The organism is Citrobacter sp. RHBSTW-00570, assembly GCF_013739755.1.
Taxonomy (GTDB): Bacteria; Pseudomonadota; Gammaproteobacteria; order Enterobacterales; family Enterobacteriaceae; genus Citrobacter; species Citrobacter braakii.
Window position 1 is genome coordinate 4,598,879 of the sequence record NZ_CP056399.1, and the last position, 22,532, is coordinate 4,621,410.

The 22,532-nt window shown below is 51.0% G+C and carries 27 protein-coding genes and 3 pseudogenes; 25 read left to right on the forward strand and 5 right to left on the reverse strand.

Going from position 1 to position 22,532, the window contains the following annotated elements; translation table 11 throughout:
• Positions 1 to 40: 40 nt before the first annotated feature.
• From HV237_RS21845 to arsC, 5 genes and pseudogenes are all read left to right on the forward strand, one after another.
• A protein-coding gene (locus tag HV237_RS21845) for an IS3 family transposase (protein ID WP_088569337.1) occupies positions 41 to 1,152 on the forward strand; the annotation gives its coding sequence in 2 pieces (ribosomal slippage) (positions 41 to 302 and positions 302 to 1,152; 1,113 coding nt in all).
• 210 nt (positions 1,153 to 1,362) lie between these two features.
• Positions 1,363 to 1,713, forward strand: coding sequence for an As(III)-sensing metalloregulatory transcriptional repressor ArsR (gene arsR / locus HV237_RS21850; protein ID WP_000060257.1), 351 nt, complete (start codon positions 1,363 to 1,365; stop codon positions 1,711 to 1,713).
• 47 nt (positions 1,714 to 1,760) lie between these two features.
• Positions 1,761 to 1,985: pseudogene (locus tag HV237_RS21855) on the forward strand (arsenic metallochaperone ArsD family protein); the annotation flags it as partial.
• Between the two features lie 121 nt (positions 1,986 to 2,106).
• Positions 2,107 to 3,396 carry an arsenite efflux transporter membrane subunit ArsB gene (arsB, locus tag HV237_RS21860; protein WP_040232041.1) on the forward strand — a complete coding sequence of 430 codons (1,290 nt, stop codon included), beginning with the start codon at positions 2,107 to 2,109 and terminating at the stop codon, positions 3,394 to 3,396.
• 12 nt (positions 3,397 to 3,408) lie between these two features.
• Positions 3,409 to 3,834, forward strand: a complete 426-nt coding sequence (gene arsC, locus HV237_RS21865) for a glutaredoxin-dependent arsenate reductase (protein WP_040232040.1) — start codon at positions 3,409 to 3,411, stop codon at positions 3,832 to 3,834.
• Positions 3,835 to 3,985: 151 nt separating this feature from the next.
• Here arsC and HV237_RS21870 read toward each other — a convergent pair whose 3' ends face one another.
• Complete coding sequence (locus HV237_RS21870; RefSeq protein ID WP_035897671.1) at positions 3,986 to 4,885, reverse strand: LysR family transcriptional regulator; 900 nt, start codon at positions 4,883 to 4,885, stop codon at positions 3,986 to 3,988.
• A 227-nt stretch (positions 4,886 to 5,112) separates the two neighbouring features.
• Between HV237_RS21870 and HV237_RS21875 the strand changes: the two genes are divergently transcribed.
• The 5 genes from HV237_RS21875 to HV237_RS21895 all read left to right on the forward strand — a co-directional run bounded on the left by HV237_RS21875 (position 5,113) and on the right by HV237_RS21895 (position 9,928).
• The gene (locus HV237_RS21875; protein ID WP_080172362.1) at positions 5,113 to 5,463 is read left to right on the forward strand and encodes a cyclophilin-like fold protein; all 351 of its coding nucleotides are present in this window, start codon (positions 5,113 to 5,115) and stop codon (positions 5,461 to 5,463) included.
• 127 nt (positions 5,464 to 5,590) lie between these two features.
• On the forward strand, positions 5,591 to 6,808 hold the full coding sequence (locus tag HV237_RS21880) for an MFS transporter (RefSeq protein WP_073970858.1): 1,218 nt from the start codon (positions 5,591 to 5,593) through the stop codon (positions 6,806 to 6,808).
• Between the two features lie 16 nt (positions 6,809 to 6,824).
• Complete coding sequence (locus HV237_RS21885; protein WP_045325187.1) at positions 6,825 to 7,871, forward strand: NAD(P)-dependent alcohol dehydrogenase; 1,047 nt, start codon at positions 6,825 to 6,827, stop codon at positions 7,869 to 7,871.
• 16 nt (positions 7,872 to 7,887) lie between these two features.
• Positions 7,888 to 8,916 (forward strand): alpha/beta hydrolase, encoded by a 1,029-nt coding sequence (locus tag HV237_RS21890; protein WP_047359075.1) that lies wholly within the window; start codon positions 7,888 to 7,890, stop codon positions 8,914 to 8,916.
• A 25-nt stretch (positions 8,917 to 8,941) separates the two neighbouring features.
• Complete coding sequence (locus HV237_RS21895) at positions 8,942 to 9,928, forward strand: aldo/keto reductase (protein WP_047359074.1); 987 nt, start codon at positions 8,942 to 8,944, stop codon at positions 9,926 to 9,928.
• A gap of 207 nt (positions 9,929 to 10,135) precedes the next feature.
• Here HV237_RS21895 and HV237_RS21900 read toward each other — a convergent pair.
• The 4 genes and pseudogenes from HV237_RS21900 to HV237_RS21915 all read right to left on the reverse strand — a co-directional run.
• Positions 10,136 to 10,255, reverse strand: a pseudogene (locus HV237_RS21900) (alpha/beta hydrolase); the annotation flags it as partial.
• Positions 10,255 to 11,093 (reverse strand): annotated as a pseudogene (locus tag HV237_RS21905) (multidrug effflux MFS transporter); the annotation flags it as partial. The pseudogenes HV237_RS21900 and HV237_RS21905, both read right to left, overlap by 1 nt.
• A gap of 231 nt (positions 11,094 to 11,324) precedes the next feature.
• A complete protein-coding gene (locus HV237_RS21910; RefSeq protein ID WP_047359073.1) occupies positions 11,325 to 11,531 on the reverse strand; it encodes an AlpA family transcriptional regulator in 207 nt (68 codons plus the stop codon).
• Positions 11,532 to 11,633: 102 nt separating this feature from the next.
• Entirely contained in the window at positions 11,634 to 12,221 is a 588-nt protein-coding gene (locus HV237_RS21915) for an inovirus-type Gp2 protein (RefSeq protein ID WP_047359072.1), read from the reverse strand.
• Between the two features lie 596 nt (positions 12,222 to 12,817).
• On the opposite strand from HV237_RS21915, the gene HV237_RS21920 reads away from it, so the two are divergent.
• From HV237_RS21920 to HV237_RS21990, 15 genes are all read left to right on the forward strand, one after another.
• Positions 12,818 to 14,005, forward strand: coding sequence for a hypothetical protein (locus HV237_RS21920; RefSeq protein ID WP_047359071.1), 1,188 nt, complete (start codon positions 12,818 to 12,820; stop codon positions 14,003 to 14,005).
• Positions 14,006 to 14,109: 104 nt separating this feature from the next.
• Positions 14,110 to 14,973: a GTPase family protein gene (locus tag HV237_RS21925; RefSeq protein ID WP_047359070.1), complete on the forward strand. Its 864-nt coding sequence runs from the start codon at positions 14,110 to 14,112 to the stop codon at positions 14,971 to 14,973.
• Positions 14,974 to 15,064: 91 nt separating this feature from the next.
• A complete protein-coding gene (locus tag HV237_RS21930) occupies positions 15,065 to 15,886 on the forward strand; it encodes a DUF932 domain-containing protein (RefSeq protein ID WP_032751326.1) in 822 nt (273 codons plus the stop codon).
• A gap of 215 nt (positions 15,887 to 16,101) precedes the next feature.
• Positions 16,102 to 16,803: a WYL domain-containing protein gene (locus tag HV237_RS21935; protein WP_047359069.1), complete on the forward strand. Its 702-nt coding sequence runs from the start codon at positions 16,102 to 16,104 to the stop codon at positions 16,801 to 16,803.
• A gap of 182 nt (positions 16,804 to 16,985) precedes the next feature.
• A complete protein-coding gene (locus tag HV237_RS21940) occupies positions 16,986 to 17,681 on the forward strand; it encodes a hypothetical protein (RefSeq protein WP_047359068.1) in 696 nt (231 codons plus the stop codon).
• 21 nt (positions 17,682 to 17,702) lie between these two features.
• Entirely contained in the window at positions 17,703 to 18,176 is a 474-nt protein-coding gene (locus HV237_RS21945; RefSeq protein ID WP_052951289.1) for a hypothetical protein, read from the forward strand.
• 77 nt (positions 18,177 to 18,253) lie between these two features.
• Positions 18,254 to 18,493 carry a DUF905 domain-containing protein gene (locus HV237_RS21950; RefSeq protein WP_047359067.1) on the forward strand — a complete coding sequence of 80 codons (240 nt, stop codon included), beginning with the start codon at positions 18,254 to 18,256 and terminating at the stop codon, positions 18,491 to 18,493.
• Positions 18,494 to 18,589: 96 nt separating this feature from the next.
• The gene (locus tag HV237_RS21955) at positions 18,590 to 19,051 is read left to right on the forward strand and encodes an antirestriction protein (RefSeq protein WP_047359066.1); all 462 of its coding nucleotides are present in this window, start codon (positions 18,590 to 18,592) and stop codon (positions 19,049 to 19,051) included.
• Between the two features lie 11 nt (positions 19,052 to 19,062).
• Complete coding sequence (gene radC / locus HV237_RS21960) at positions 19,063 to 19,542, forward strand: DNA repair protein RadC (protein WP_047359065.1); 480 nt, start codon at positions 19,063 to 19,065, stop codon at positions 19,540 to 19,542.
• A 20-nt stretch (positions 19,543 to 19,562) separates the two neighbouring features.
• On the forward strand, positions 19,563 to 19,784 hold the full coding sequence (locus HV237_RS21965) for a DUF987 domain-containing protein (protein ID WP_000691982.1): 222 nt from the start codon (positions 19,563 to 19,565) through the stop codon (positions 19,782 to 19,784).
• A gap of 23 nt (positions 19,785 to 19,807) precedes the next feature.
• The gene (locus tag HV237_RS21970) at positions 19,808 to 20,167 is read left to right on the forward strand and encodes a type IV toxin-antitoxin system YeeU family antitoxin (protein ID WP_047359064.1); all 360 of its coding nucleotides are present in this window, start codon (positions 19,808 to 19,810) and stop codon (positions 20,165 to 20,167) included.
• 51 nt (positions 20,168 to 20,218) lie between these two features.
• Complete coding sequence (locus HV237_RS21975; protein ID WP_047359063.1) at positions 20,219 to 20,596, forward strand: TA system toxin CbtA family protein; 378 nt, start codon at positions 20,219 to 20,221, stop codon at positions 20,594 to 20,596.
• The gene (locus HV237_RS21980) at positions 20,593 to 21,084 is read left to right on the forward strand and encodes a DUF5983 family protein (RefSeq protein ID WP_047359062.1); all 492 of its coding nucleotides are present in this window, start codon (positions 20,593 to 20,595) and stop codon (positions 21,082 to 21,084) included. The genes HV237_RS21975 and HV237_RS21980 overlap by 4 nt, the downstream gene beginning before the upstream one ends.
• 28 nt (positions 21,085 to 21,112) lie before the next feature.
• Positions 21,113 to 21,316, forward strand: coding sequence for a DUF957 domain-containing protein (locus HV237_RS21985; RefSeq protein ID WP_047359061.1), 204 nt, complete (start codon positions 21,113 to 21,115; stop codon positions 21,314 to 21,316).
• 78 nt (positions 21,317 to 21,394) lie between these two features.
• On the forward strand, positions 21,395 to 22,243 hold the full coding sequence (locus tag HV237_RS21990) for a DUF4942 domain-containing protein (protein WP_047359060.1): 849 nt from the start codon (positions 21,395 to 21,397) through the stop codon (positions 22,241 to 22,243).
• The last annotated feature ends 289 nt before the right edge of the window (positions 22,244 to 22,532 follow it).

Consider the following 22,532-nt stretch of genomic DNA (forward strand, 5'->3'; position numbering starts at 1 on the left):
ACCCTCCGGCATAATCACTCTGCCAACAAAGGAGATCGCTATGCGTAAAGCCCGTTTTACTGAGCATCAGATCATTGCTGTAATTAAATCGGTTGAAGCCGGACGAACCGTTAAAGATGTCTGCCGGGAGGCCGGTATCTCTGAAGCCACCTACTACAACTGGAAGTCCAGATACGGCGGCATGGAGGCTTCTGATATTAAAAAGATCAAGGATCTTGAGGACGAGAATCGACGTCTCAAACAGATGTTTGCCGACCTGAGCCTTGAGAACCGGGCGCTGAAAGACGTTATCGAAAAAAAGCTTTAAAACCAGCCTTTAAGCGTGAGCTGGTCACTCATCTGATAACGACATTTGGACTCAGTATCCGTCAGGCCTGCCGGAGTCTGAACCTGAGCAGAACGGTTTACCATTACCGTCCGGATACCACGCGTGACGAACCCGTTATTGTCGCGTTACAGGCAGTGGCAGAGCGATACCCACGGTACGGTTTTCCAAAACTTTTCCAGGTTCTGCGGCGGCAGGGATACCCGTGGAATCACAAAAGGATCCATCGTATTTATTGTCTGCTGAAGCTGAATTTTCGCCGTAAAGGCAAACAACGGTTGCCGGTGCGTAATCCCTCGCCACTGGCCACACCGGAAGCGCTGAACCAGAGCTGGTCTGTCGATTTTATGCATGATGCTCTGGTCTGTGGCCGTCGTTTTCGCACGTTCAATGTCGTTGATGACTTTAACCGTGAGGCATTGTCGATTGAAATCGATCTGAATCTGCCAGCTTTGCGCGTGGTCCGTGTACTCGACAGGATCGCGGCAAATCGCGGCTATACGGTCATGCTACGCATGGATAATGGTCCGGAATTTATCTCACTTGCACTGGCTGAATGGGCAGAGCAACATGCAGTAAAACTGGAATTTATTCAGCCGGGTAAGCCGACGCAGAACGCTTTTATTGAGCGCTTTAACCGAACATACCGTACAGAAATACTCGATTTTTATCTGTTCAGAACGCTGAATGAAGTGCGGGAAATCACGGAAAGATGGGTGTCAGAATATAACTGTGAACGCCCGCATGAATCACTGAACAATATGACGCCGGAGGAATATCGGCAACACAATCATTTAGCCGGGATCTCAAAAAATGCCTGGAACTAAAACGGGTCTATTTACACCAGCTAAACCAATAATGAAGTGTGTATTCTAGGAACTGTATAACACTTTAATTCACTAGATTTTAGTGTGTTAGTCGTAATTATTGATCGTTAGTAAAAAAATCCTTCTAAATAACACATATGTTTTTTCGAATGTAAATATTGATTTTGGTCCTTATGGGAGTATCCTAGCTTCAATAGGACAGGAGGCCAGATGTCACTAACATCCTTACAACTCTTCAAAAACCTTTCCGATGAAACCCGTCTGGGCATCGTGCTGCTGCTCAGGGAGATGGGAGAGCTGTGCGTGTGCGATCTCTGTACGGCGCTGGAACAGTCGCAGCCAAAGATCTCCCGTCATCTGGCAATGCTCCGGGAAAGTGGTCTATTGCTGGATCGCAAGCAGGGCAAGTGGGTTCACTATCGCTTATCTCCGCATATTCCTTCCTGGGCTGCTCAGGTGATTGAACAGGCTTGGTTAAGCCAACAGGACGACGTACAGGCCATCGCCCGTAAGCTGGCATCGGCAAACTGCTCTGGTAGCGGTAAGGCTGTTTGCATCTAAAAAATTTGCCTGAACATATATGATTTTTCGAATGTGATGTATTTGGAGTGAAAACGTTAACGGTGTTTGACCCGGCAATGTGCTGCAGTACCGGCGTATGTGGTTCAGATATCGATCAGGTTCTGGTTCATTTCTCTGCTGATGTGCAGTGGCTGAAAGGACGTGGCGTACAGGTTGAACGTTACAAACTGGCGCAGCAGCCCATGAGCTTTGTTCAGAATGAGAAAGCGAAAGTATTCGTCGAAGCATCTGGAACAGAAGGGCATCCGCTGACCGTATAGCGCTTGTTCCTGTGCTGGCGTCAGAGCCCGCCGGTATTGAAAAGCTCAGAGAGTTGATGAGTTAATTTTTTGGCATATACAGGGCGACAAAGTCGCCCTGTCAGGAGGTTTTATGTTACTGGCAAGCGCTATTTTTGTCCTGACCATCGTGTTGGTTATCTGGCAACCGAAGGGATTAGGGATCGGCTGGAGTGCGACATTGGGCGCAGTACTGGCGTTGATCTCTGGCGTAGTCCATTTTGGTGATATCTCTGTTGTATGGAATATCGTCTGGAATGCGACGGCGACCTTTATTGCCGTGATTATTATCAGCCTGCTGCTCGATGAATCCGGCTTTTTCGAATGGGCGGCGCTGCACGTTTCACGTTGGGGTAACGGTCGGGGGCGTTTGCTGTTTACCTATATCGTCTTGCTAGGCGCAGCGGTGGCGGCATTGTTTGCCAACGATGGTGCGGCATTGATTCTTACTCCAATTGTCATCGCCATGCTGCTTACATTAGGTTTCAGTAAAGGTACTACGCTGGCATTTGTCATGGCCGCCGGGTTTATTGCCGATACGGCCAGCCTGCCGCTTATCGTGTCCAACCTGGTTAATATCGTTTCTGCAGACTTCTTTGGGCTGGGTTTCACTGAGTATGCGTCGGTAATGGTGCCGGTGGATATCGCCGCCATTATCGCCACGCTGGTGATGCTGCATCTGTTCTTCCGCAAAGATATTCCATCAACTTACGACCTGGATCTCCTTAAAGCACCGGCAAAAGCGATTAAAGATCTGGCAACCTTCAGAACCGGATGGATAGTGTTGATCCTTCTTCTGGTTGGCTTTTTCGTCCTTGAGCCGTTGGGTATCCCGGTCAGCGCGATTGCTGCTGTTGGGGCTGTCATTCTGTTTGCGGTGGCGAAACGAGGCCATGCCATTAACACTGGCAAAGTGCTTCGCGGTGCGCCATGGCAGATCGTCATCTTCTCTCTGGGGATGTATCTGGTGGTCTATGGCCTGCGTAACGCCGGTCTAACAGAATATCTCTCTGGCGTACTGAACGTGCTGGCAGATAAAGGGCTTTGGGCTGCGTCGTTTGGTACCGGCTTCCTGACGGCTCTCCTGTCTTCCATTATGAACAACATGCCTACCGTGCTGGTTGGCGCTCTATCTATTGATGGCAGCACCGCAACAGGTGTTATCAAAGAGGCGATGCTTTATGCCAATGTGATTGGCTGCGATCTGGGACCGAAAATTACACCTATTGGTAGCCTGGCAACGCTGCTCTGGCTGCATGTCCTTTCACAGAAGAACATGACCATCACTTGGGGATACTATTTCCGCACCGGGATCGTCATGACTCTGCCTGTGCTGTTTGTAACGCTGGCCGCGCTGGCGTTACGTCTCTCTTTCACTTTGTAATGAGATACTGATATGAGCAACATCACCATTTATCACAACCCAGCCTGCGGCACGTCGCGTAATACGCTGGAGATGATCCGCAACAGCGGTACTGAACCGACCGTTATTCTTTACCTCGAAAACCCACCTTCACGCGATGAGCTGGTCAAACTCATTGTGGATATGGGCATTTCCGTCCGTGCTTTGCTACGTAAGAACGTCGAGTCGTATGAGGAACTGGGTCTTGCAGAAGATAAATTTACTGACGACCAGCTAATCGACTTTATGCTGCAACATCCGATTCTGATTAATCGCCCGATTGTGGTTACATCTTTGGGAACGCGTCTGTGCCGCCCTTCCGAAGAGGTACTGGATATTCTTCCGGAACGTCAGAAAGGAGCGTTTACCAAAGAGGATGGCGAGAAGGTCATTGGCGAAACGGGGAAGTGGGTTAAGTAATCTGCCAGTTCAAAATATCGGACGCCTGTTAACGCTATGAGGGTGCCCGCCTTTCGCTCATAGCAGGCCTCGCAACACTTCAGGCGGTCCGCTTTGTGCCAAAAGCGGAAGTTCACGTCCGTTCTTGAAATATTGGCCCGATAATTCAGGGTTAAATTTTCCGGTTAATACGCAACGCATCCACAACGAGTGAAAACGCTGGGGAAGGCTGTTTACGGCTGGGATAATAAAGATAGTAGCCGGGAAAAGGACGGCACCATTCTTCAAGCACGCGGATCAGTTTTCCTTCCTGCAGATGTGTGCCGAACTCCTCTTCAGGTAAAAAGGCAATGCCCAGTCCGGCAAGAGCTGCGTCAACGACGTGTTCCGATGTGTTAAACGTCAGTTGCCCTTCAACCCGAACGTGAAATTTACCGTTTTCCTGCTCAAACTCCCAGGCGTAAATTTTCCCCGATTGAACCATGCGCTCATTAATACAGCAGTGTTGCATCAGATCGCGTGGCGTCTGAGGGGCGGCGCACCGGGCGAAATACTCAGGGGAAGCTACAGCCGCCATGCGCAGTTTCGGGCCAATGGGTACGGCTATCATATCTTTGTCGATAGTGTCTCCGAGCCGCACGCCGGCATCAAAACGATCCGCAACGATATCCCGGAAGCCGTGGTTGGCATCAAACTCAATATGAATATCAGGATATTCGCGTAACAGTGGTGTCAGCTTTGGCAGCAGTGTGGTCTTCAGAACATTAGGTCCACATGTAATACGGACGGTCCCGGCAGGTTTATCACGCAGTGCCGTCAGCATGTCCAGCTCGGCTTCAATCTCATCAATACGATGTCCCACAGACTGCAGCAGGCGCTCCCCGGCAGCCGTCACTGACACACTGCGCGTGGTCCTTGTCAGCAGGCGGATTTGCATCCGTTCTTCCAGCCCGGAAATCGCCTGGCTCAGTGCGGGCTGGGTCACGCCGAGCTGGGCGGCAGCGCGCGTAAAGCTGCCCTCACGCGCCACGGTGACGAAAGAGAGTAAGTCGTTAAGATTGCGTCTGGCCATGCTCGTTTCCGGTCCATTTATAAATTTTACTTATAAGGGTATTAAGTATTCATTAGCTAGTTAACCCGCTGCATATTGGTAACAATAATGCGATGAAAAAGTCAACGCTAACCCTTATGCAAAACGCTTACCGCAGAACATCACTGCTGCTCCTTGCCGGCCTGCTTTTCGTCACGCAGTCCGCTATGGCGGGTGACAACGACCGGGGAGTGGCGCAGGAGACGCTTATGAAAATTGAGATCATTGTGGAGGGAGAAACCGCCACCGCCACCCTCTTTGATACGCCGACAGGCCGGGACTTTGCGTCTTTGCTTCCCCTCAGCCTGACGCTGGAAGACTATGACGATATTGAGCGTATTAGCGACCTGCCGCGCAGGCTTTCCACGGTGCAGGCACCGGACGGCATAACGCCGGAAGCCGGAGATATCACTTACTACGCGCCCTGGGGCAACCTGGCGATTTTTGCCCGGGGCAGGGCTTACGCCCGTTCACTGATCCCGTTAGGGAAAGTGGATTCCGGACTGCCGGTCCTGCAGCGCCACGGACCTCTTGCGGTGCAGATCAGGGTCGCCAACTGACCCGCAGCACCTTCCGTACCGCGATTATCCCTCTTATCCCGTCCCCGTATGCCGTTTCAGCTCTTCCTGCAGCGCTGAAGGCTCCGGGGCACAGACTTCATGTTATCTACTGAAAAGAAATCCCTGAATGAGTAATAAGACAGACAAAAACAGAAAAAAAAACACCGGAAGCGGGAAACAGCCTGCGCACTGGAGTGGTGTCTTTGCCATGACGCTGTGCGTCTTCGCCCTGATCGCCTCCGAATTCATGCCGGTCAGCCTGCTGACACCGATGGCGCAGACCCTTCGTGTCACCGAAGGCATGGCCGGACAGGGCATCGCCATTTCCGGGGCATTTGCAGTGGTAACCAGCCTGTTTATTTCCGTGCTGGCAGGCACGCTTAACCGGAAAACGCTGCTTCTCGGCCTGACCTGCATTATGGCAATTTCCGGTGCTTTTATTGCGATGGCACCCAATTACCTGACCTATATGGCGGGCAGGGCCCTGATTGGCATTGTGGTCGGCGGGTTCTGGTCGATGTCGGCCGCGACGGCAATGCGTCTGGTCCCGGTGCATCGCGTTCCGCTGGCGCTGGCTATTTTCAACAGCGGCAATGCCCTGGCTACCGTCGTGGCTGCCCCTCTGGGCAGCTGGCTCGGATCGGTTGTTGGCTGGCGGGGCGCCTTCTTCTGCCTGGTGCCGGTCGCCATCATCGCGTTTGTCTGGCAATTACTCAGTCTGCCTTCCATGTCGGTCACCCGTCAGGCGGCGGCTTCCCGCAACGTTTTCATGCTGTTTCGTCGCCGGGTGGTCACGCTGGGCATGCTGGGTGTGGGGATCTTCTTTATGGGGCAATTCACGCTCTTTACCTACATCAGGCCTTTCCTTGAGACGGTGACGCGGGTGGATGACGCAACAGTGACCCTGGTCCTGCTGGTTATTGGTGTCGCGGGTTTCATCGGCACTACGCTGATTGGCCGGGTGTTAAAACGCGGGTTCTACCCGACCCTGATGGCCATCCCGGTACTGATGGCCATCACCGCGCTGGCACTGATTGCCTTCGGCAGTCAGGTAGCCATCGTGACGGCGCTGCTTGGGCTGTGGGGGCTGATTTCCACAGCCGCACCGGTGGGATGGTGGGCATGGGTTCCGCGTACCTTCCCTCAGAATGCCGAAGCGGGCGGCGGACTGATGGTGGCGATGGTGCAGCTGTCCATTGCTCTCGGTTCGACGGTGGGCGGCCTGCTTTTCGACCATCACGGCTACCAGAGCACCTTCCTGGCCAGCGCCGCGATGCTGATTATCGCAACCGTACTGATCTTCCTGACCTCGCGGGCAGACACTTCTGCCGCAGACCATTCATAAACCCAGGAGTAATGCCATGACAGTTAAAGCTTACGGTGCCCATGCGGGCACACTGCCGCTGGAGCCGATGGATATCACCCGTCGCGCCCCCGGTGCCCATGATGTGCAGATTAATATCGCGTACTGCGGAGTCTGCCATTCGGATATCCACCAGGTACGCGCTGAATGGGCTGGAACGCTCTATCCCTGCGTACCGGGACATGAAATTGTCGGTCGTGTCGTGGCCGTTGGCGATCACGTCTCCGGTTTTTGTGCAGGGGACCTGGTGGGGGTCGGCTGCATTGTCGACAGCTGCCGGCACTGCAGTGACTGTGACGACGGACTGGAGAACTACTGCGACCATATGACAGGGACATACAATTTCCCGACGCCGGATGCGCCGGGCCACACGCTGGGCGGATATTCGCAGCAGATTGTGGTGCATGAGCGCTATGTCCTGCGCGTCACTCACCCAGAAGCGCAACTGGCCGCCGTGGCTCCGCTGCTGTGCGCAGGGATCACAACGTACTCACCGCTGCGTCACTGGCAGGCGGGCCCCGGCAAAAAGGTCGGCGTGGTCGGTATCGGTGGACTGGGGCATATGGGGATCAAGCTTGCGCACGCCATGGGCGCGCATGTCGTGGCCTTTACCACGTCTGAGTCCAAACGTGACGCCGCCAGAGCGCTTGGTGCAGATGAGGTGGTGGTCTCCCGTCATGCCAGCGAAATGGAAGCCCATGCAAAGAGCTTCGATTTTATCCTCAACACCGTTGCTGCGCCGCATAACCTCGACGTGTTCACTGCGCTGCTGAAACGCGATGGCACGATGACCCTGGTGGGTGCGCCAGCCACGCCGCATGGCTCGCCAGAAGTGTTCAGCCTCATCATGAAGCGCAGATCGATTGCCGGGTCGATGATTGGCGGCATTCCTGAAACGCAGGAGATGCTCGATTTCTGCGCCCAACACGGCATTGTCGCCGACATTGAGCTTATCCGCGCCGACCAGATTAACGATGCCTATGAGCGCATGCTCAGGGGCGATGTGCATTACCGGTTTGTCATTGATAACGCCACCCTGGCTTAATGATAAGGAGACCATCATGAAAAAATTTACGTTAGCGCTGGGGCTGTTGATCAGTGCATTTGCTTCCTCTGCGGCGGATATGTCCCGTGGGGCCGATAATTTTTATAAAAGCGATAAGGTGACGCAGCAAAAAGTCACCTTTAAAAACCAGTATCAGATGGCCGTGGTCGGCAACCTGTTTATCCCGAAAACGATGAGCCAGAACACCCGACACCCGGCGATCGTCGTTGGTCACCCGATGGGAGCCGTTAAGGAACAGAGTTCAAATCTCTATGCGCAGAAGCTGGCGGAGCAGGGTTTTGTCACGCTGGCTATCGATCTCTCTTTCTGGGGAGAAAGCGAGGGCAAACCGGGGCACCTGATTTCACCGGAAATCTACACAGATGATTTCAGCGCGGCGGTTGATTATCTGAGCACACAGCCGTTTGTCAATCCAGAAAACATTGGCGTGCTGGGTATCTGCGGCAGCGGAAGTTTTGTTATCAGTGCCGCCAAGATTGACCCGCGTATGAAAGCCATTGCCACGGTCAGCATGTATGACATGGGGAGCGCGTTCCGTAATGGCCTTAATCATTCCCAGACGGGAGAACAACGTAAGGCCTTTATCCAGTCAGCCATTGAGCAACGGTTAGCCGAGTTTAAGGGCGGCGAGACGGCTTATATCCCTGGCACCGTGAACAAACTGGATGACTCCACACCGGATATTCAGCGCGAGTTCTTTGATTTCTACCGCACCGAACGCGGCGGCTATACCCCACAGGGTCAGAAAGAGGAACTGACGACGAAACCGATGCTGAGCAGTATTGGCAAGTTTATGAACTTCTATCCGTTCAACGATATTGAAACCATCTCGCCGCGCCCGATGCTGTTTATTACCGGTGATCGGGCTCACTCAAAAGAGTTCAGCGAGGACGCTTTCAAACGCGCCGGTCAGCCTAAAGAACTGTACATCGTACCGGGCGCAGGGCATGTCGATCTGTATGACCGTACCGACGTCATCCCTTTTGACAAGCTGAAAGACTTTTTCCGTAAAAATCTGCAATAACACGTTCAGTTAAGGAGCATTTGACATGAACTACAAACATCTGGGGCGTACCGGTCTGCGGGTGAGCCGCATCGGTCTCGGTACCATGAATTTCGGTGAGCTGACGGATGAGTCTGCCAGCTTCAGGATCATGGATGAAGCCGTGGATGCAGGTATCAACTTTTTCGATACCGCTGACGTCTATGGCGGGCCGCAGTCACCGGATATGGCAAAGGGTTACGGAACATCCGAAGAAATCATCGGTAACTGGCTGGCGCGTAGTGGTCAGCGTGACCGGATAGTGCTGGCCACGAAAGTTTACCAGCCGATGGACACGGGGCCGAACGACAAATACCTGTCTGCCTACCATATCCGCCGGGCCTGTGAGGCCAGCCTGAAAAGGCTGAAAACGGACCATATCGATCTCTATCAGATGCACCATATCGACCGGAACACGCCCTGGGAGGAGATCTGGCAGGCCATGGAACAGCTGATCCGTGAGGGTAAAATCAGCTACGTTGGCAGCAGTAACTTTGCTGGCTGGGATATTGCCACTGCACAGTGCAAGGCTGACGCGCGCAACCTGCTGGGGCTGGTATCGGAACAGAGCCTGTACAATCTGACCCAACGCACGATTGAGCTAGAAATCATTCCGGCGCTGCGTCATTACGGCATTGGCCTGATCCCCTGGAGTCCGGTCGGGATGGGGATGCTGGGCGGTGTTCTGAAGAAAATTGCCGGTGGCCGCCGGGCATCACCGCAGTTGCAGGCACAAATCAACCGCCTGCGGCCACAACTGGAGGCCTGGGAAACACTGTGTGATGAGCTGGGGGAAACACCATCAGACGTCGCGCTGGCCTGGCTACTGCAGAACCCGGTGGTTAGCGCCGTGCTCAGTGGTCCGCGTACAGTTGAACAGCTCCGTCAGAATCTCAATGCCCTGACGCTGTCTCTTTCAGATGATACGCTCAAAAGGCTGGATACCATCTGGCCGGGGCCAGGCGGAGAGGCACCTGAAGCTTACGCGTGGTAAAAGGTTATCAGCGTTAACAATTACCGGCCTTCGGGTCGGTAATTACATTATTTCGGCGAAATTTATTTATTACCTGAAGATGTTGTACTTTTCATCAATTCTTGGATGTCCGCTTTTCGCTCTTAGCAGACCGTCACGTTCCCATTTTTTAATAAAACTGATGTTTGTATTGAGCCTTCTTTATTGAAGGCTCAATACTACCGCTTCCTATTGCAGATCTTTTTCCTTCAGGAATTTACTCACCAGGTCAGCAATCTGCACATTATTTAAATCAGAGAACGGGAAGTGGGTATTCCCTTTGATTCCCACTTCAGGCAGATGCGTTAGCGGTGAACCAGGCGTCTGTTGACCATGCTCACCGCCATCAGTCCAATAATGTTTACTGCAAACAGCCAACCGTAATGCTGCGGGTCGACGCCGAAGTACGTGATGTACACAAACGGAGAACCGGTGATAAAGGCGTAGGCTGCAACATAGTAGAAGATCAGGCACAGAGTAAACCGCATGTATCTGGCGTTGGTGAGCAAGGCATAGTAGTTGTGAAATGCTCTGGTTACGGAGGCTTGCAAGCGTTTATCAGCAGGTAATGTCTCCGGTAACCAGAATAAAGACATCAGCATTAATGTCCCGATAATCGCCAGCAGCCGGAAAATGGCATGCCATGAGGTAACTTTAATCATCTGCCCGCCGATCAGGGGCCCGGCAATCGGCGCGATGGCCATGATGATCATCAGAGTCGAAAGCATTTGTGCTGCACGAGTACGGCTAAACAGGTCACGGATCATTGCTCGTGCCAACATCGGCCCGGTACAGGCACCTAACGCCTGAAAAACACGCCAGAAGACTATTTGCACGATATCTGTTGATAACGCGCCGCCCACTGAGCCGATGATGAATAGACCTAAACCAATAAACAGCGACAGTCGACGTCCATAACGATCGCTAATGGGTCCCCAAATCAGTTGTGCAATGCAAAAGCAGATAAGGAACCCCGTGATTGTCAGCTCCGCATCACCCTGTAAATCCTTTGCCATGACGGGCATAGCTGGAAGATAGATGTCGGTTGATAAAGAGGTAACAGCCATCAGAGCGCTGAGAATGAGCAGAAACGAGTGGCCGTTTTTTTAGCTGTAGCCGACTGTGTACGTGCCTGTTGATTAAGCATGGTGATCCGTTGGACATGAAAAGATAAACGCATATTAACAGGTATTTAGAATACTGATAATCCTAGGCAAGAGGATAGAGACTATGAGTGGAATTCATTAATGCTGAGTGTAAGCAGATTCATGCATCTCTGATCCTCAGGGAATACTCTTAGGAGATATTAATTTGTGGATAATCAAAGTGAGCTTACTTTTTGGTAAAGATGATTTTATGTGCAGTTTAGCAGGTGGAATTATTTCCTGGATTCGCAAATACGATAATGCAACCACTCTTCCACATCGCTTTTTAACCATCGGGAAGCTCTGCCCAACTTAATTGGCTTCGGGAATAAGCCATCCTGTATTAGCTTATAGAACCATTTATCGCTAAGGCCAGTAAGTTGAGTGATGAATTTCATGTCAATAAACTGATCGTCCAGTAAAGCAGGTTTAGTTAGCATGTCGATGTTTCCCAGTAATATCTGTTAACCGGAGCGGGTGTTAGTAATTATTACTACTCGCTCCTCCACATCAACTGTTGGCTCTGTAAAAAATAAACCACGCTAAAGACTATCGCTATTTCTGGGTCTGCCTAACCCACTTGGCGGAGGAACCTCATTACTTCCCCAGATATACATCCCATTTTTTTGTTCCTCTTTAGCAAGATAGCTGATGATGTATCTTAATTCATTAATGCTCTTGATATCCGAATGGTTAATTTTTCGGTTAATATCAGCCTGATAATTTTTCTTGTAATTGCTCCAGTTATAATAACCCTCTGCATTTGTTATCTCTCTCCAGAACTCACTAACTCTCTGTACCAGCGGAAATGGTTTTTGTGTATGATGACCATCGAGATAGAATATAACATGTGCATGAAAACCATGATCTGGTGTACGTTCAATGACCCAGAAGTAACCAGTTACGAACGAACAGGATTCTGTTTTTTTCATTAATTTCCGCACGTCTGACTCAATTGTTCTGTAAGTGCTCTGACGAAATCTGGAAGTCGACTTTATATAGAATAAATCAATCCTTACACCCAGTACCCTTGAGTATCGGTGTAGCATATCATTCAGATGACTGTTAATGAGAGAGTATAAAAACCAGTTAATATCATAACGGGTGTTACTGGGATAGGGGAAATGCATGGCTCAATCCTCGCTGTTTATGCTCAGAGGATTTGCGTTGTATGTAAATTATCACCCTTTTACAAGTTTGAATATATGCAGTGGTGAGAGTGAGGCAGAAGATTATGGAACAGAGTAAAGATGTAGTATATTTCAGGTGACGTCATTATTAATTATACTAATTAACCCAAATTAATAGCCAACATTAATCAACACCTGTTTACCTCTCATTTTTATTCACCTGTCTGAGTGAAGTCGCTGTGCGACACGCAGCTGCCCCCGGCAAGTCTCTGCCCGTTTCATCACCTTCCGGATACATCATCACTTGCGATACGACAGTGTCACTTATCAGGGCAAATGAAAGGTTTTTCCTGTAAAAAATCGCCATTTCTGTAATCAGGATAGTTTACTGACATTGGGTAAATTTGTCATACTCTTCAGATAACCTAATTAACCCCATTAAAACGCACTTATGCTGTAAAAAACAGCCTGATTATCATTACTAAATAATTATGCTTTTAAAGCATTTTTATTACTGTTAAATTATGTTTTTCATGGTTGATTGACGGGTGATTTTGATACATCAGGATGCACGATAAACGTGACAGGGGAACGGTATGGCATTGATGGACTACAGGCGTTTGAGGAGATACAACCAGTACCTGGGGTACCTGGCTGTTAGGTATGGGATATGGATTGACACCAATACAACAAAAAGTTACCACTCTGCTGCTCAGTATGCTGATGAAATTAACACAGCTTTAAACTCTCTCTGTAAAAATCTTAAAGAGCGAAAAAAAATAATCAGAGAGATGAAAAAGCATGCTGCTATCAATATTGTTCCTGATAAGTATTTTGACTGGATGAAATCAAGCAGACGTGCTGCATGTTATTCATACTTTTGGCTTGTCAGTAACGATATATTACTTACCTCCAGGTTAAATAATTCAGACATCAATTTCGCAGAGGGTTTATTGATATCAACTCCGATCATCAAAGATGATGTACTTATAACTCAGTCAACGAGTCAATGGGAAATTGATGTTGATTCAAAAAATGATAAGGCAGGCGTGGAAGATGTTAAAGGCGTTAAAAAGTTGATTGCAGACTTAAACAGAGAAAAAGCAATAAATACAATTAACGCTCAGGATTTTACTCTTGATAATGGCCCTTCAGCCATAAAAAATGTAGTTTCTCACGTAGCTAACGGTGTTAATTTCCAATCGCTAAGTCCATTATACGACTCTGAAGAAAGCTATATTTCTTCAAGCATGACTTTCGTTGATAATCTGGCTATGAGCGTTAATGACAAAATAGAAGTCATCGATCGCCTTTATAAATCATGGCGTACTGAGTTTGGCAATTACCCTCAACCTTTTTCATGGATTGATCTTGATGATGAGGATAATCTCCTCTGGCTGTGGGATTATATGCAAAAGAGCTTTATTGGTTGCGATGTATCTCCTGCCACCAGAAAACAAATGAATGATTTTCTTCTGGCGACATTTGATAACTGGGCTGGCTGGAGCAAAGAACAGCACGCTTTCATCAAAAATGAATCATATAGTTTCGAACTGGATGCAGACAAAAATAAGCAACACTTTCTGGCTCGAGCCCGAAACGCCTGGATCCAAAAACGCCACAGGGATAAAAAAGCCAAAGACAGCTCAGGTATTAAACTGACAGCACAGTCTAAAAAGAAATTACTTGCGTTGCAGGATGCGACAGGCATTGAACCAAATGCCTTACTTAAAGCATATATTGATGATGCTTATAAGAAAATGAGATCTGTAAAAAACGATTAATCAAAAAAATATTCAGATATATATCATCCTCGTGAACAGCCCTGATGTGACGGCAGAACTTTCGGGTACTGCCGTTTTCATTTTAATTCTTCAGAGGAATGACGATGCACGAAAAAGAAGGTCTGCAGACCTTTATACAATCACTTTCTGGCCTGCCGCAGTGGACATCAGAGCGGATTCTGCAGCAGATAAACCAGCTTACTCACTATGAGCCAGTGATCGGAATTATGGGCAAAACCGGTGCAGGTAAATCCAGTCTGTGCAATGCCCTGTTTGCCGGTGAGGTATCGCCGGTCAGCGATGTTGCTGCCTGTACCCGTGAGCCACTGCGCTTTCGTCTGCAGGTGGGAGAACGTGTGATGACCCTCGTGGATTTACCCGGTGTCGGGGAAAGTAGTTCACGCGATGCGGAATATGCTGCGCTGTACCGCGAACAACTACACCAGCTCGACCTGGTGCTGTGGCTGATTAAGGCTGATGACCGCGCGCTGGCGGTGGATGAGCATTTTTACCGACAGGTTATTGGTGAAGCATATCGGCATAAAGTGCTGTTTGTTATCAGCCAGTCGGACAAGGTCGAGCCCACCAGCAGTAACAGTCAATTATCCACAGCACAGAAGCTGAATATCAGTCGCAAAATCTGCCTGCTGCATGAACTGTTCCAGCCGGTGCATCCGGTATGTGCCGTATCGGTCCGGGCCAGGTGGGGATTACGGATAATGGCCGAACGGATGATCCGCTGCCTGCCTCGTGAAGCTAGCAGCCCGGTAGTGGCGCAACTGCAGTCTCCCTTTCGCACAGCGACAGTCCAGGAAAAAGCGCGTAACGATTTTGGTGAAACCGTCGGCGCGACGCTGGATGCGGTGAGCGCTCTACCGCTGATACCGGCCCCGGTGCGGGCAGTTATCAGGGCGGTACGCGATACAGTGGTGTCGGTTGCCCGTAGCGTCTGGAATTTCTTCTTCTGAGTATTTAATCCTGCCAGTTGTTTTCCGAGCCCCGTCGCCTGTGCGACGGGGCTTTCTTTTATTAGTTTTCCCCATTATGAGGAATCTGCTTATGACCCGTCTGGCTTCGCGCTTTGGCGCTGCAAATCTTATTCGTCGTGACCGTCCGTTAACCCGTGAAGAACTGTTCCGCGTGGTACCCAGTGTATTCAGCGAAGACAAACACGAATCCCGTAGTGAACGTTACACATATATTCCCACCATCTCTCTGCTGGACAGTCTGCAGCGGGAGGGCTTTCAGCCGTTCTTTGCCTGTCAGACCCGTGTACGTGATCCTGGTCGTCGCGAACACACAAAGCACATGCTGCGTCTGCGCCGGGAGGGGCAGATTACCGGTAAGCAGGTACCGGAAATTATTCTTCTTAATTCACATGACGGCACCAGCTCGTACCAGATGCTGCCGGGGTTATTCAGAGCTGTGTGTCAGAACGGTCTTGTCTGTGGCGAATCCTTTGGCGAGGTACGGGTGCCACACAAGGGGGACGTGGTGAGTCAGGTTATTGACGGGGCCTATGAGGTGTTGGGGATTTTTGACCGTGTGGAAGAAAAGCGGGATGCCATGCAGTCGTTGCTGTTGCCGCCACCTGCGCAGCAGGCACTGGCAAAAGCCGCGCTGACGTATCGTTTTGGTGAGGACCATCAGCCGGTTACTGAATCGCAGATACTCTCCCCGCGCCGCTGGCAGGATGAGAGCAATGACCTGTGGACTACTTATCAACGTGTGCAGGAAAACCTGATTAAGGGCGGACTCAGTGGGCGTAATGCTAAAGGTGGACGGACACATACCCGTGCCGTGCGCGGCATTGACGGGGACGTGAAGCTTAACCGTGCGCTGTGGGTGATGGCAGAAACACTGCTCACACAACTGCAGTAGACGTTTCATGTTGCCACGTTGTTAATATCGGACACCACCTGTCCGCATTGCGACGTGCTGGCGGTCCTCACTCCCCGGAGATTGTCTGTAACCCCCGCCACAACTGACATTTGCAGAAATGAAAAATAGTTACTGTGGTGTCCATACCCTGACCGCGCCCCTCTTTAAAGTAATCACATCATTTTCAGTCAGTTAACTTTCCCGGAGAACCTCTCATGACACAGGCAGAACGCCGCCATGACCGGCTGGCTGTCAGGCTGTCACTGATAATCAGCCGCCTGGTGGCGGGTGAAACGTTGAGTGTGCGCAAACTGGCCGCTGAGTTTGGCGTATCGGTTCGCACGCTGCGGCGGGATTTTCGTGAACGTCTGATGTACCTGGACCTTGAGTATCAGTCCGGCTACTGCCGTCTGCGCACCGCTGGCAGTGAGATGCAGATGGTACCTGATGTGCTTATCTTTGCCCACCGCAGCGGGCTGGCCGGGCTTTTTCCGGGCCTTGACCGCCGACTGGTGAATACGTTGTTGATGTGTGATGAAGCCCCCTGCGTTATACCACCTGCCAGTCCGGCATCCTCACCGTCAGTGCCTCTGTCATTCTGGCGACTGGTTCAGGCAATTACTGACCGCAGAAAAGTCACACTGCTTGCTGACGGGCAGCGCTGCGAGCGACTGGCTCCGTGCCGGTTACTCATCCACCAGCAGACCTGGTATCTGATTGCCGAGCATAACGGACATATTGCCGTTTTCACGCTGGATGAAATTCATCTGGTTCAACCCCTGCAGGAGTCTTTCCGGCGTAACGACAGTTTATGTCGTCTGGCTGAAGACCCGGTGTTCATTCAGGCCTTACCCCATTTTCGATTTATTCAGCAGTCACTGCTTGCGTTTGTTCCGGCTGATAACAGGCCGGAATAGTGCAGTTTTTTATCCACCTGGCAGCAAAGAGGAGCCCGATGCTGTTATCACCAGTATCGTCAAAAATCGGGGTATTCAGCCGACTCCTTGCCCTGACACTACCCACTGATGTACCGGTGGGTATTATCCGGGGCATTTATGTATTCACAAAAACTATTCATCTGATTTCAGTAAGGAAAAAAATGAAACTGATTAAATTATTACCTCTGCTGGCAATGATTGCTGGCTCCAGCTTTGCTGCATCACCAGAGAGTACGGTCAAAGCATCAGGCTGTCTGGCAGTAAACGATATGCTTGAGAACCTCAATTCGCGGGAGTCCTGTGTTTCAGTCGATATCACCAGAACCTTATCTGAAGGCCGTTATCTGGCGGTTGCTAACCTGAGTAATGGCAATATCTACCCGGTCCGCATGACCCTCAGTGACGGTGTCATTACGGCACGTCCGGACACGGATGAGATTGATAAGCTCAATCAGCAGCAGGCGCAAAAGCGCCGGGAAGAGCAGTTACAGAAAAAGCGCGATTATTATAAAGCCCACCCGCAAAAAGAGAGCGAGTTCGATAAAGCGAAAAAGGCACATCTGAACCTTACTCAATATCACTCAGCCGCCTGCGGGGCCATTGGTCAAAAAGTATGGGATTCCATTCAGGAAAATGTTTCATGCCTGATGATTGAGAATGCGCAGCAGGTCGGTGATAACACTCAAACAGGAACGGCTATTCTGCGAGGACCGGGTGCCAGTACATTTAAAATTCCGGTCAGGTTCAGCGTGATTCAGGAGGATTTTATCCGTGTTGACGCCGATATCGCTTCGGCTGCGCTGGCACAGCTAAAGGCACAGATAGACGCGTATAAAGAAAAACTGAATCAGCGCTAATGAACTGAAAAGGATAACAGTATGAAAATTAAACCCTGTCTACCTGTCCTGCTGTCTCTTCTGGCCCCGGCCTTCACTCATGCAACAGTGACCGAACAACAGTGGGGTGAATGGTACGGCAATACGGGCGGTATGGAGTTTGCACTCAGCAGCGACAATCAGGCCGGAGAGAAGCTGACCATCAGTTGCAGCAATAAAAAGATGGTTGTGGCCTGGCAGCTCCCGAAGGAGGATTACCGCGCCACCTCTGATGAAGGAATGAGCGAGGTGTATCTTCTGATAAACAATGAAAAATACTCGCTTGAGAATGAAACACTGCTTCCGGGCGAGGCTGTTCCGGCTAAGGTGGCTTTTGAAGCACTGAAGCACACAGGAGCAAAAGACAAAGTGGCTTTCACCGCCTTTCAGTCAGGGGAATCGAAACCGTTCAGTGCCCGTGGCTTGCACGATGCGCTGAAAGATATCACCTGGCAGGATTGTCTCGATCAACCCTGACGGATTTTCACATAAGTGATTCGACCAGCCCTGTTGCCCATGTGCAACAGGGCTTTTTACTTTTTAAGGCCATCATCATGCCTGAATCCCTGTTACTACCACCTGGCTCTTTTACCCGGCAGCAGGCCGAAGCCATTATCAGTCGTTACCACAACGTCACCATCGAAGATGACCAGACCACGCATTTTCGTCTGGTTGTGCGCGACGATGATGGCAGCATGGTCTGGCGTGCCTGGAATTTTGAGCCCGATGCCGGTGCAGGACTTACCCCATATATCCGGCGCTATGGCATCCGCAGGTCGTTACTCACCGACTGACAACCCCCATTCCCGACAACCATCTCCCGGACCATCCTTTATTACCCCATACGCCAGCCATCGCCGCTGGCGTTTTTTATTGACGGAGACATACCCATGACAACCGCGACACAAAGCAACCTCGCATCTGCTGCTAACGAACCTGATTTTGAACTGACCGTAACGCAGGTACCTGACGAACAGCGTATCTGCTTCTGGCCGCAGCACTTCGGCAGCATACCACAGTGGATTACCCTGGAGCCGCAGATCTTCGCCTGGATGGACCGTCTGTGTGCTGATTACTGCGGGGGTATCTGGAATTTTTATTCACTCAGCAACGGCGGCGCATTTATGGCACCGGAACCGGACACCGATGAGCCGTGGACGCTGTACAACCCGATGAACGGTAACGGCGGTGAACTCAGTGCCGAAGCTGCAGGGATTGCGGTCTGTCTGATGACTTACAGCCACCACGCCATGCGTACCGAATGCGATGCCATGACAGAGCACTATTACCGCCTGCGGGATTACGCGCTCAACCACGCGGAATGTAACACCATCATGCACATCATCGACTGAGGTCAGCAGCTATGGAACAACAGTTACCACTGTTTGCCCGTGAATTAGCCCCTGCCGACCAGCAGACGGTCAGGGAAGCCTTAACCCTGCTGGCGTGCCAGCTACGCGAGCCCGGCGCGTCATTTACCTCCAGCCATGCCGTCCGCGACTGGCTGCGTCTGCAGCTTGCTTCACTGGAGCGTGAAGAATTTACCGCCCTCTTCCTCGATAACCAGCATCGCCTGATAGCCCATGAAACGCTCTTTACCGGCACCATCAACCATACGCAGGTCCATGCCCGCGAAGTGGTGAAATCCGGTCTGAAGCATAACTGCGCCGCTGTCATTGTCGCGCATTGCCACCCGTCAACACATGCCGAACCCAGTGATTCCGACAAACGAATCACAGAACGCCTGAAACAGGCCCTGGACCTGGTAGATATCCGCCTGCTGGACCACCTGGTGGTCGGCGGTATGGAAATCGCCTCGTTTGCAGAACGTGGCTGGCTGTAGCACAACAGGAAAATAACCCTATGAAGATTATTAGCAAACGCCAGGCAATGGCGATATACCGCCAGCATCCGCAGTCCCGCCTGTTTCGCTTCTGTACCGGGCGGTATCAGTGGTCCGGCAGCATCTGCCACTATGCCGGGCGGGAAGTCCAGGATATCAGCGGTGTGCTCGCGGTCTTCGCAGAACGTCGTCAGGACCGCAACGGCCCCTATGTTGTATTACGCAGCGTCACGTTGAATTAATTCACGTTTAAGGAAGGCTAAAATTGTCGAATAAAATACCGGCAGAAAACCACGATATCACTGAACCCTGGTGGGGGCTTAAACGCAGTATCACGCCCTGTTTTGGTGCCCGTCTGGTGCAGGAGGGCAACCGGCTGCACTATCTCGGCGACCGCGCGAGTATCGCCGGCACGTTCAGCGACGCGGATTTACGCCATCTTGACCAGGCGTTTCCGGTACAGCTCAAACAGCTTGAGCTGATGCTGGTTTCCGGTGAACTCAATCCCCGCCATCAGCACTGCGTCACATTATACTCAAAAGGGCTGACCTGCGAGGCCGACAGCCTCGGCTCGCATGGATACGTGTACATCGCGATTTACCCGACACCTGCAGCAACCGCGTAAACCTTCTCACAGCTTTTCCTCATTTTAACCCATCATCAAAGAGATCCAGTTGTGCAAACCCAACCACTATCCTCCACGCATGAGACCTCACCACGTCCGTCCCCCGTGGATATCTGGCAGCACCTCCTGAACCATCTGCTGGATCGTCACTACGGTCTGACGCTAAACGACACGCCATTTGGCAACGATGGCGTGATCCAGGAGCATATCGACGCCGGTATCTCACTGTGCGACGCGGTGAACTTTATCGTGGAAAAGTACGACCTGGTCCGTACTGACAGACGCGGCTTTAGCGCAGACACACAGTCACCGCTTATCGGCAGTATTGATATCCTCCGAGCCCGGAAGGCGACCGGGCTGATGACCCGTCATGGCTACAGACCTGTGACAGATCTCATTACCGGCAAATACAAAAAGGAACAACAATGAAGCTGTCCCTCACAGTGGAAGCCGATGCCATCAACGTTCTGGCCCTCAATATGGGCCGGATCGCCATAGATATTGATGGGATTGAGCTGGCCGACCTGATTAACGTGGTCTGTGACAACGGTTATTCCCTTCGCGTTGCTGACTCCCCCGGAAAGCTGGTCGTTGAAGATCCGCTTCCGCCCATCGCCCGCGTTAACAGCATTCAGTGCAGCACCGCACATATCACCGAGGAAGACAATTCGCTGCTGTATGCCCTGTCGCACCAGCATGAAGACTTTGGCGAGTCGGAATGGATTAGCTATACCGGCTCAGGTTATCTGCTCTACCTGAATGCGTGGTCATTTCCAGTGCTGCGGCTAAAACGCCTTGGTTTGTCGAAAGCCTGTCGCCGCCTGGTGGTGACTATTATGCGTCGTTACTCCGCTGGCATTGTTCATCTTGATGCCTGTGGCGAAGTGCTGCCCGGCTCTGCCACCTTTGACTGGTAGCCCACTTCAATCACCACAAGGTTTTCACATGCCAGAATTAACCACCGAAGCCGCTCTCACCATTCTGATTGACTGGCTTCAGGGCAACATCGATTGCGACACCGACATTATTTTCGACAACGACGAAGACAACACCGATTCAGCAACACTGTTACCCCATATCACCCAGGCATTGCAGGACGTTCGCGATTTCCATCATCTGCAGCTTCTGCAACAGGCCGGAACTGTTTAGCCGCCTGACAAGACCCATCACTCATGTATAAGCGCCAGCCTTACCGGCTGGCGCTTTGCTTTATATAAAGGAAAAATGATGTCAGAACTTACTCTCACCGAACCCGAAGTGTTAACCGACCACACCGGCATGATTTGCTCCACCAGCATTGAGCGTATTGTCAGCGGACGGAATGCCGCGCTGGCGCAGATTGAAGTGCTCATGCAACAACTTGACGATGTTTCGACGCTGACCCGCAGCATCGGCGGAAAAACCGCCGTGGACTGGGCTATGAAGCAGAATTTTCGCTGCGGCTGCTGGTTGATGGAAAAAAGAGAAACGGCAATAAAAGCCATTACCCGTAATCTCGATCGCGATATATGGCGGGATTTGATGCAACGCTCCGGAATGCTCAGCCTGATGGACGCAAAGGCCCGCGACGAGTGGTACCACAGCCTGGAGAAAGACGATATTCCCGCTGTCTGTGAAGAAAACATCCTTAGCACATTTAAACAATTGCACCAGAGCAAAGGCGAGGTGTTTGAGCGTGGTGTGATTAACGTGTTTAAGGGCCTGAGCTGGAATTACAAGAGTAATTGCCCGTATAAGTTTGGAAAGAAGATCATCGTGAACGGGCAGGTTAAATATGATCGGTGGGGGTATGGGCTTAACTGGGGCTGGCAGCGCGATCGGTTAGCTGACCTTGAGCGGATGCTGATGATACTTGACGGAAAACCTGTTCCTGACAACCGCGCTGATGTCACCCGTCGTCTCAGCGACCATATTCATGAAAACAGGCACAGCACCAGTTATGAGGATGAGATGTTTACTGTTAAGTACTTTCAGAAGGGAACAGCGCATATCACATTTAAGCGACCAGAATTGGTTGATAAGCTGAATGACATTATCGCCCGTCATTACCCTGGCACGCTGGCATCCAGACAGTAGTCAGGATGATTTACCTGTCTGGACGTAAGTGGAATTGCTTTATCAGCACAGGGTCTAAACAAACTCCTTGCCAGGCTTTTCTACTTAAGGCCAAAATAATACTGACGTACCTGGTGCTTTTCTTCTGGTGGTTTGTTACTGGATCCTTGTGACGCACTAGGTGCGTCGCCAGACAAAACACCACCATGAAGTGTCAACACACTATCCTCAGATGACCATTCCATTGTCGTCCCCGATTTGGGTTTTAAATTCGTATCTGGCGGGAGCGAGGGTATAAATGAGGGTACAA

Coding starts and splice junctions, on each gene's coding strand:
- arsR (WP_000060257.1), top strand. CDS start 1,363: ATGTCACTAACATCCTTACAACTCTTCAAAAACCTTTCCGATGAAACC.
- arsB (WP_040232041.1), top strand. CDS start 2,107: ATGTTACTGGCAAGCGCTATTTTTGTCCTGACCATCGTGTTGGTTATC.
- arsC (WP_040232040.1), top strand. CDS start 3,409: ATGAGCAACATCACCATTTATCACAACCCAGCCTGCGGCACGTCGCGT.
- HV237_RS21870 (WP_035897671.1), bottom strand. CDS start 4,885: ATGGCCAGACGCAATCTTAACGACTTACTCTCTTTCGTCACCGTGGCG.
- HV237_RS21875 (WP_080172362.1), top strand. CDS start 5,113: ATGAAAATTGAGATCATTGTGGAGGGAGAAACCGCCACCGCCACCCTC.
- HV237_RS21880 (WP_073970858.1), top strand. CDS start 5,591: ATGAGTAATAAGACAGACAAAAACAGAAAAAAAAACACCGGAAGCGGG.
- HV237_RS21885 (WP_045325187.1), top strand. CDS start 6,825: ATGACAGTTAAAGCTTACGGTGCCCATGCGGGCACACTGCCGCTGGAG.
- HV237_RS21890 (WP_047359075.1), top strand. CDS start 7,888: ATGAAAAAATTTACGTTAGCGCTGGGGCTGTTGATCAGTGCATTTGCT.
- HV237_RS21895 (WP_047359074.1), top strand. CDS start 8,942: ATGAACTACAAACATCTGGGGCGTACCGGTCTGCGGGTGAGCCGCATC.
- HV237_RS21910 (WP_047359073.1), bottom strand. CDS start 11,531: ATGCTAACTAAACCTGCTTTACTGGACGATCAGTTTATTGACATGAAA.
- HV237_RS21915 (WP_047359072.1), bottom strand. CDS start 12,221: ATGCATTTCCCCTATCCCAGTAACACCCGTTATGATATTAACTGGTTT.
- HV237_RS21920 (WP_047359071.1), top strand. CDS start 12,818: ATGGCATTGATGGACTACAGGCGTTTGAGGAGATACAACCAGTACCTG.
- HV237_RS21925 (WP_047359070.1), top strand. CDS start 14,110: ATGCACGAAAAAGAAGGTCTGCAGACCTTTATACAATCACTTTCTGGC.
- HV237_RS21930 (WP_032751326.1), top strand. CDS start 15,065: ATGACCCGTCTGGCTTCGCGCTTTGGCGCTGCAAATCTTATTCGTCGT.
- HV237_RS21935 (WP_047359069.1), top strand. CDS start 16,102: ATGACACAGGCAGAACGCCGCCATGACCGGCTGGCTGTCAGGCTGTCA.
- HV237_RS21940 (WP_047359068.1), top strand. CDS start 16,986: ATGAAACTGATTAAATTATTACCTCTGCTGGCAATGATTGCTGGCTCC.
- HV237_RS21945 (WP_052951289.1), top strand. CDS start 17,703: ATGAAAATTAAACCCTGTCTACCTGTCCTGCTGTCTCTTCTGGCCCCG.
- HV237_RS21950 (WP_047359067.1), top strand. CDS start 18,254: ATGCCTGAATCCCTGTTACTACCACCTGGCTCTTTTACCCGGCAGCAG.
- HV237_RS21955 (WP_047359066.1), top strand. CDS start 18,590: ATGACAACCGCGACACAAAGCAACCTCGCATCTGCTGCTAACGAACCT.
- radC (WP_047359065.1), top strand. CDS start 19,063: ATGGAACAACAGTTACCACTGTTTGCCCGTGAATTAGCCCCTGCCGAC.
- HV237_RS21965 (WP_000691982.1), top strand. CDS start 19,563: ATGAAGATTATTAGCAAACGCCAGGCAATGGCGATATACCGCCAGCAT.
- HV237_RS21980 (WP_047359062.1), top strand. CDS start 20,593: ATGAAGCTGTCCCTCACAGTGGAAGCCGATGCCATCAACGTTCTGGCC.
- HV237_RS21985 (WP_047359061.1), top strand. CDS start 21,113: ATGCCAGAATTAACCACCGAAGCCGCTCTCACCATTCTGATTGACTGG.
- HV237_RS21990 (WP_047359060.1), top strand. CDS start 21,395: ATGTCAGAACTTACTCTCACCGAACCCGAAGTGTTAACCGACCACACC.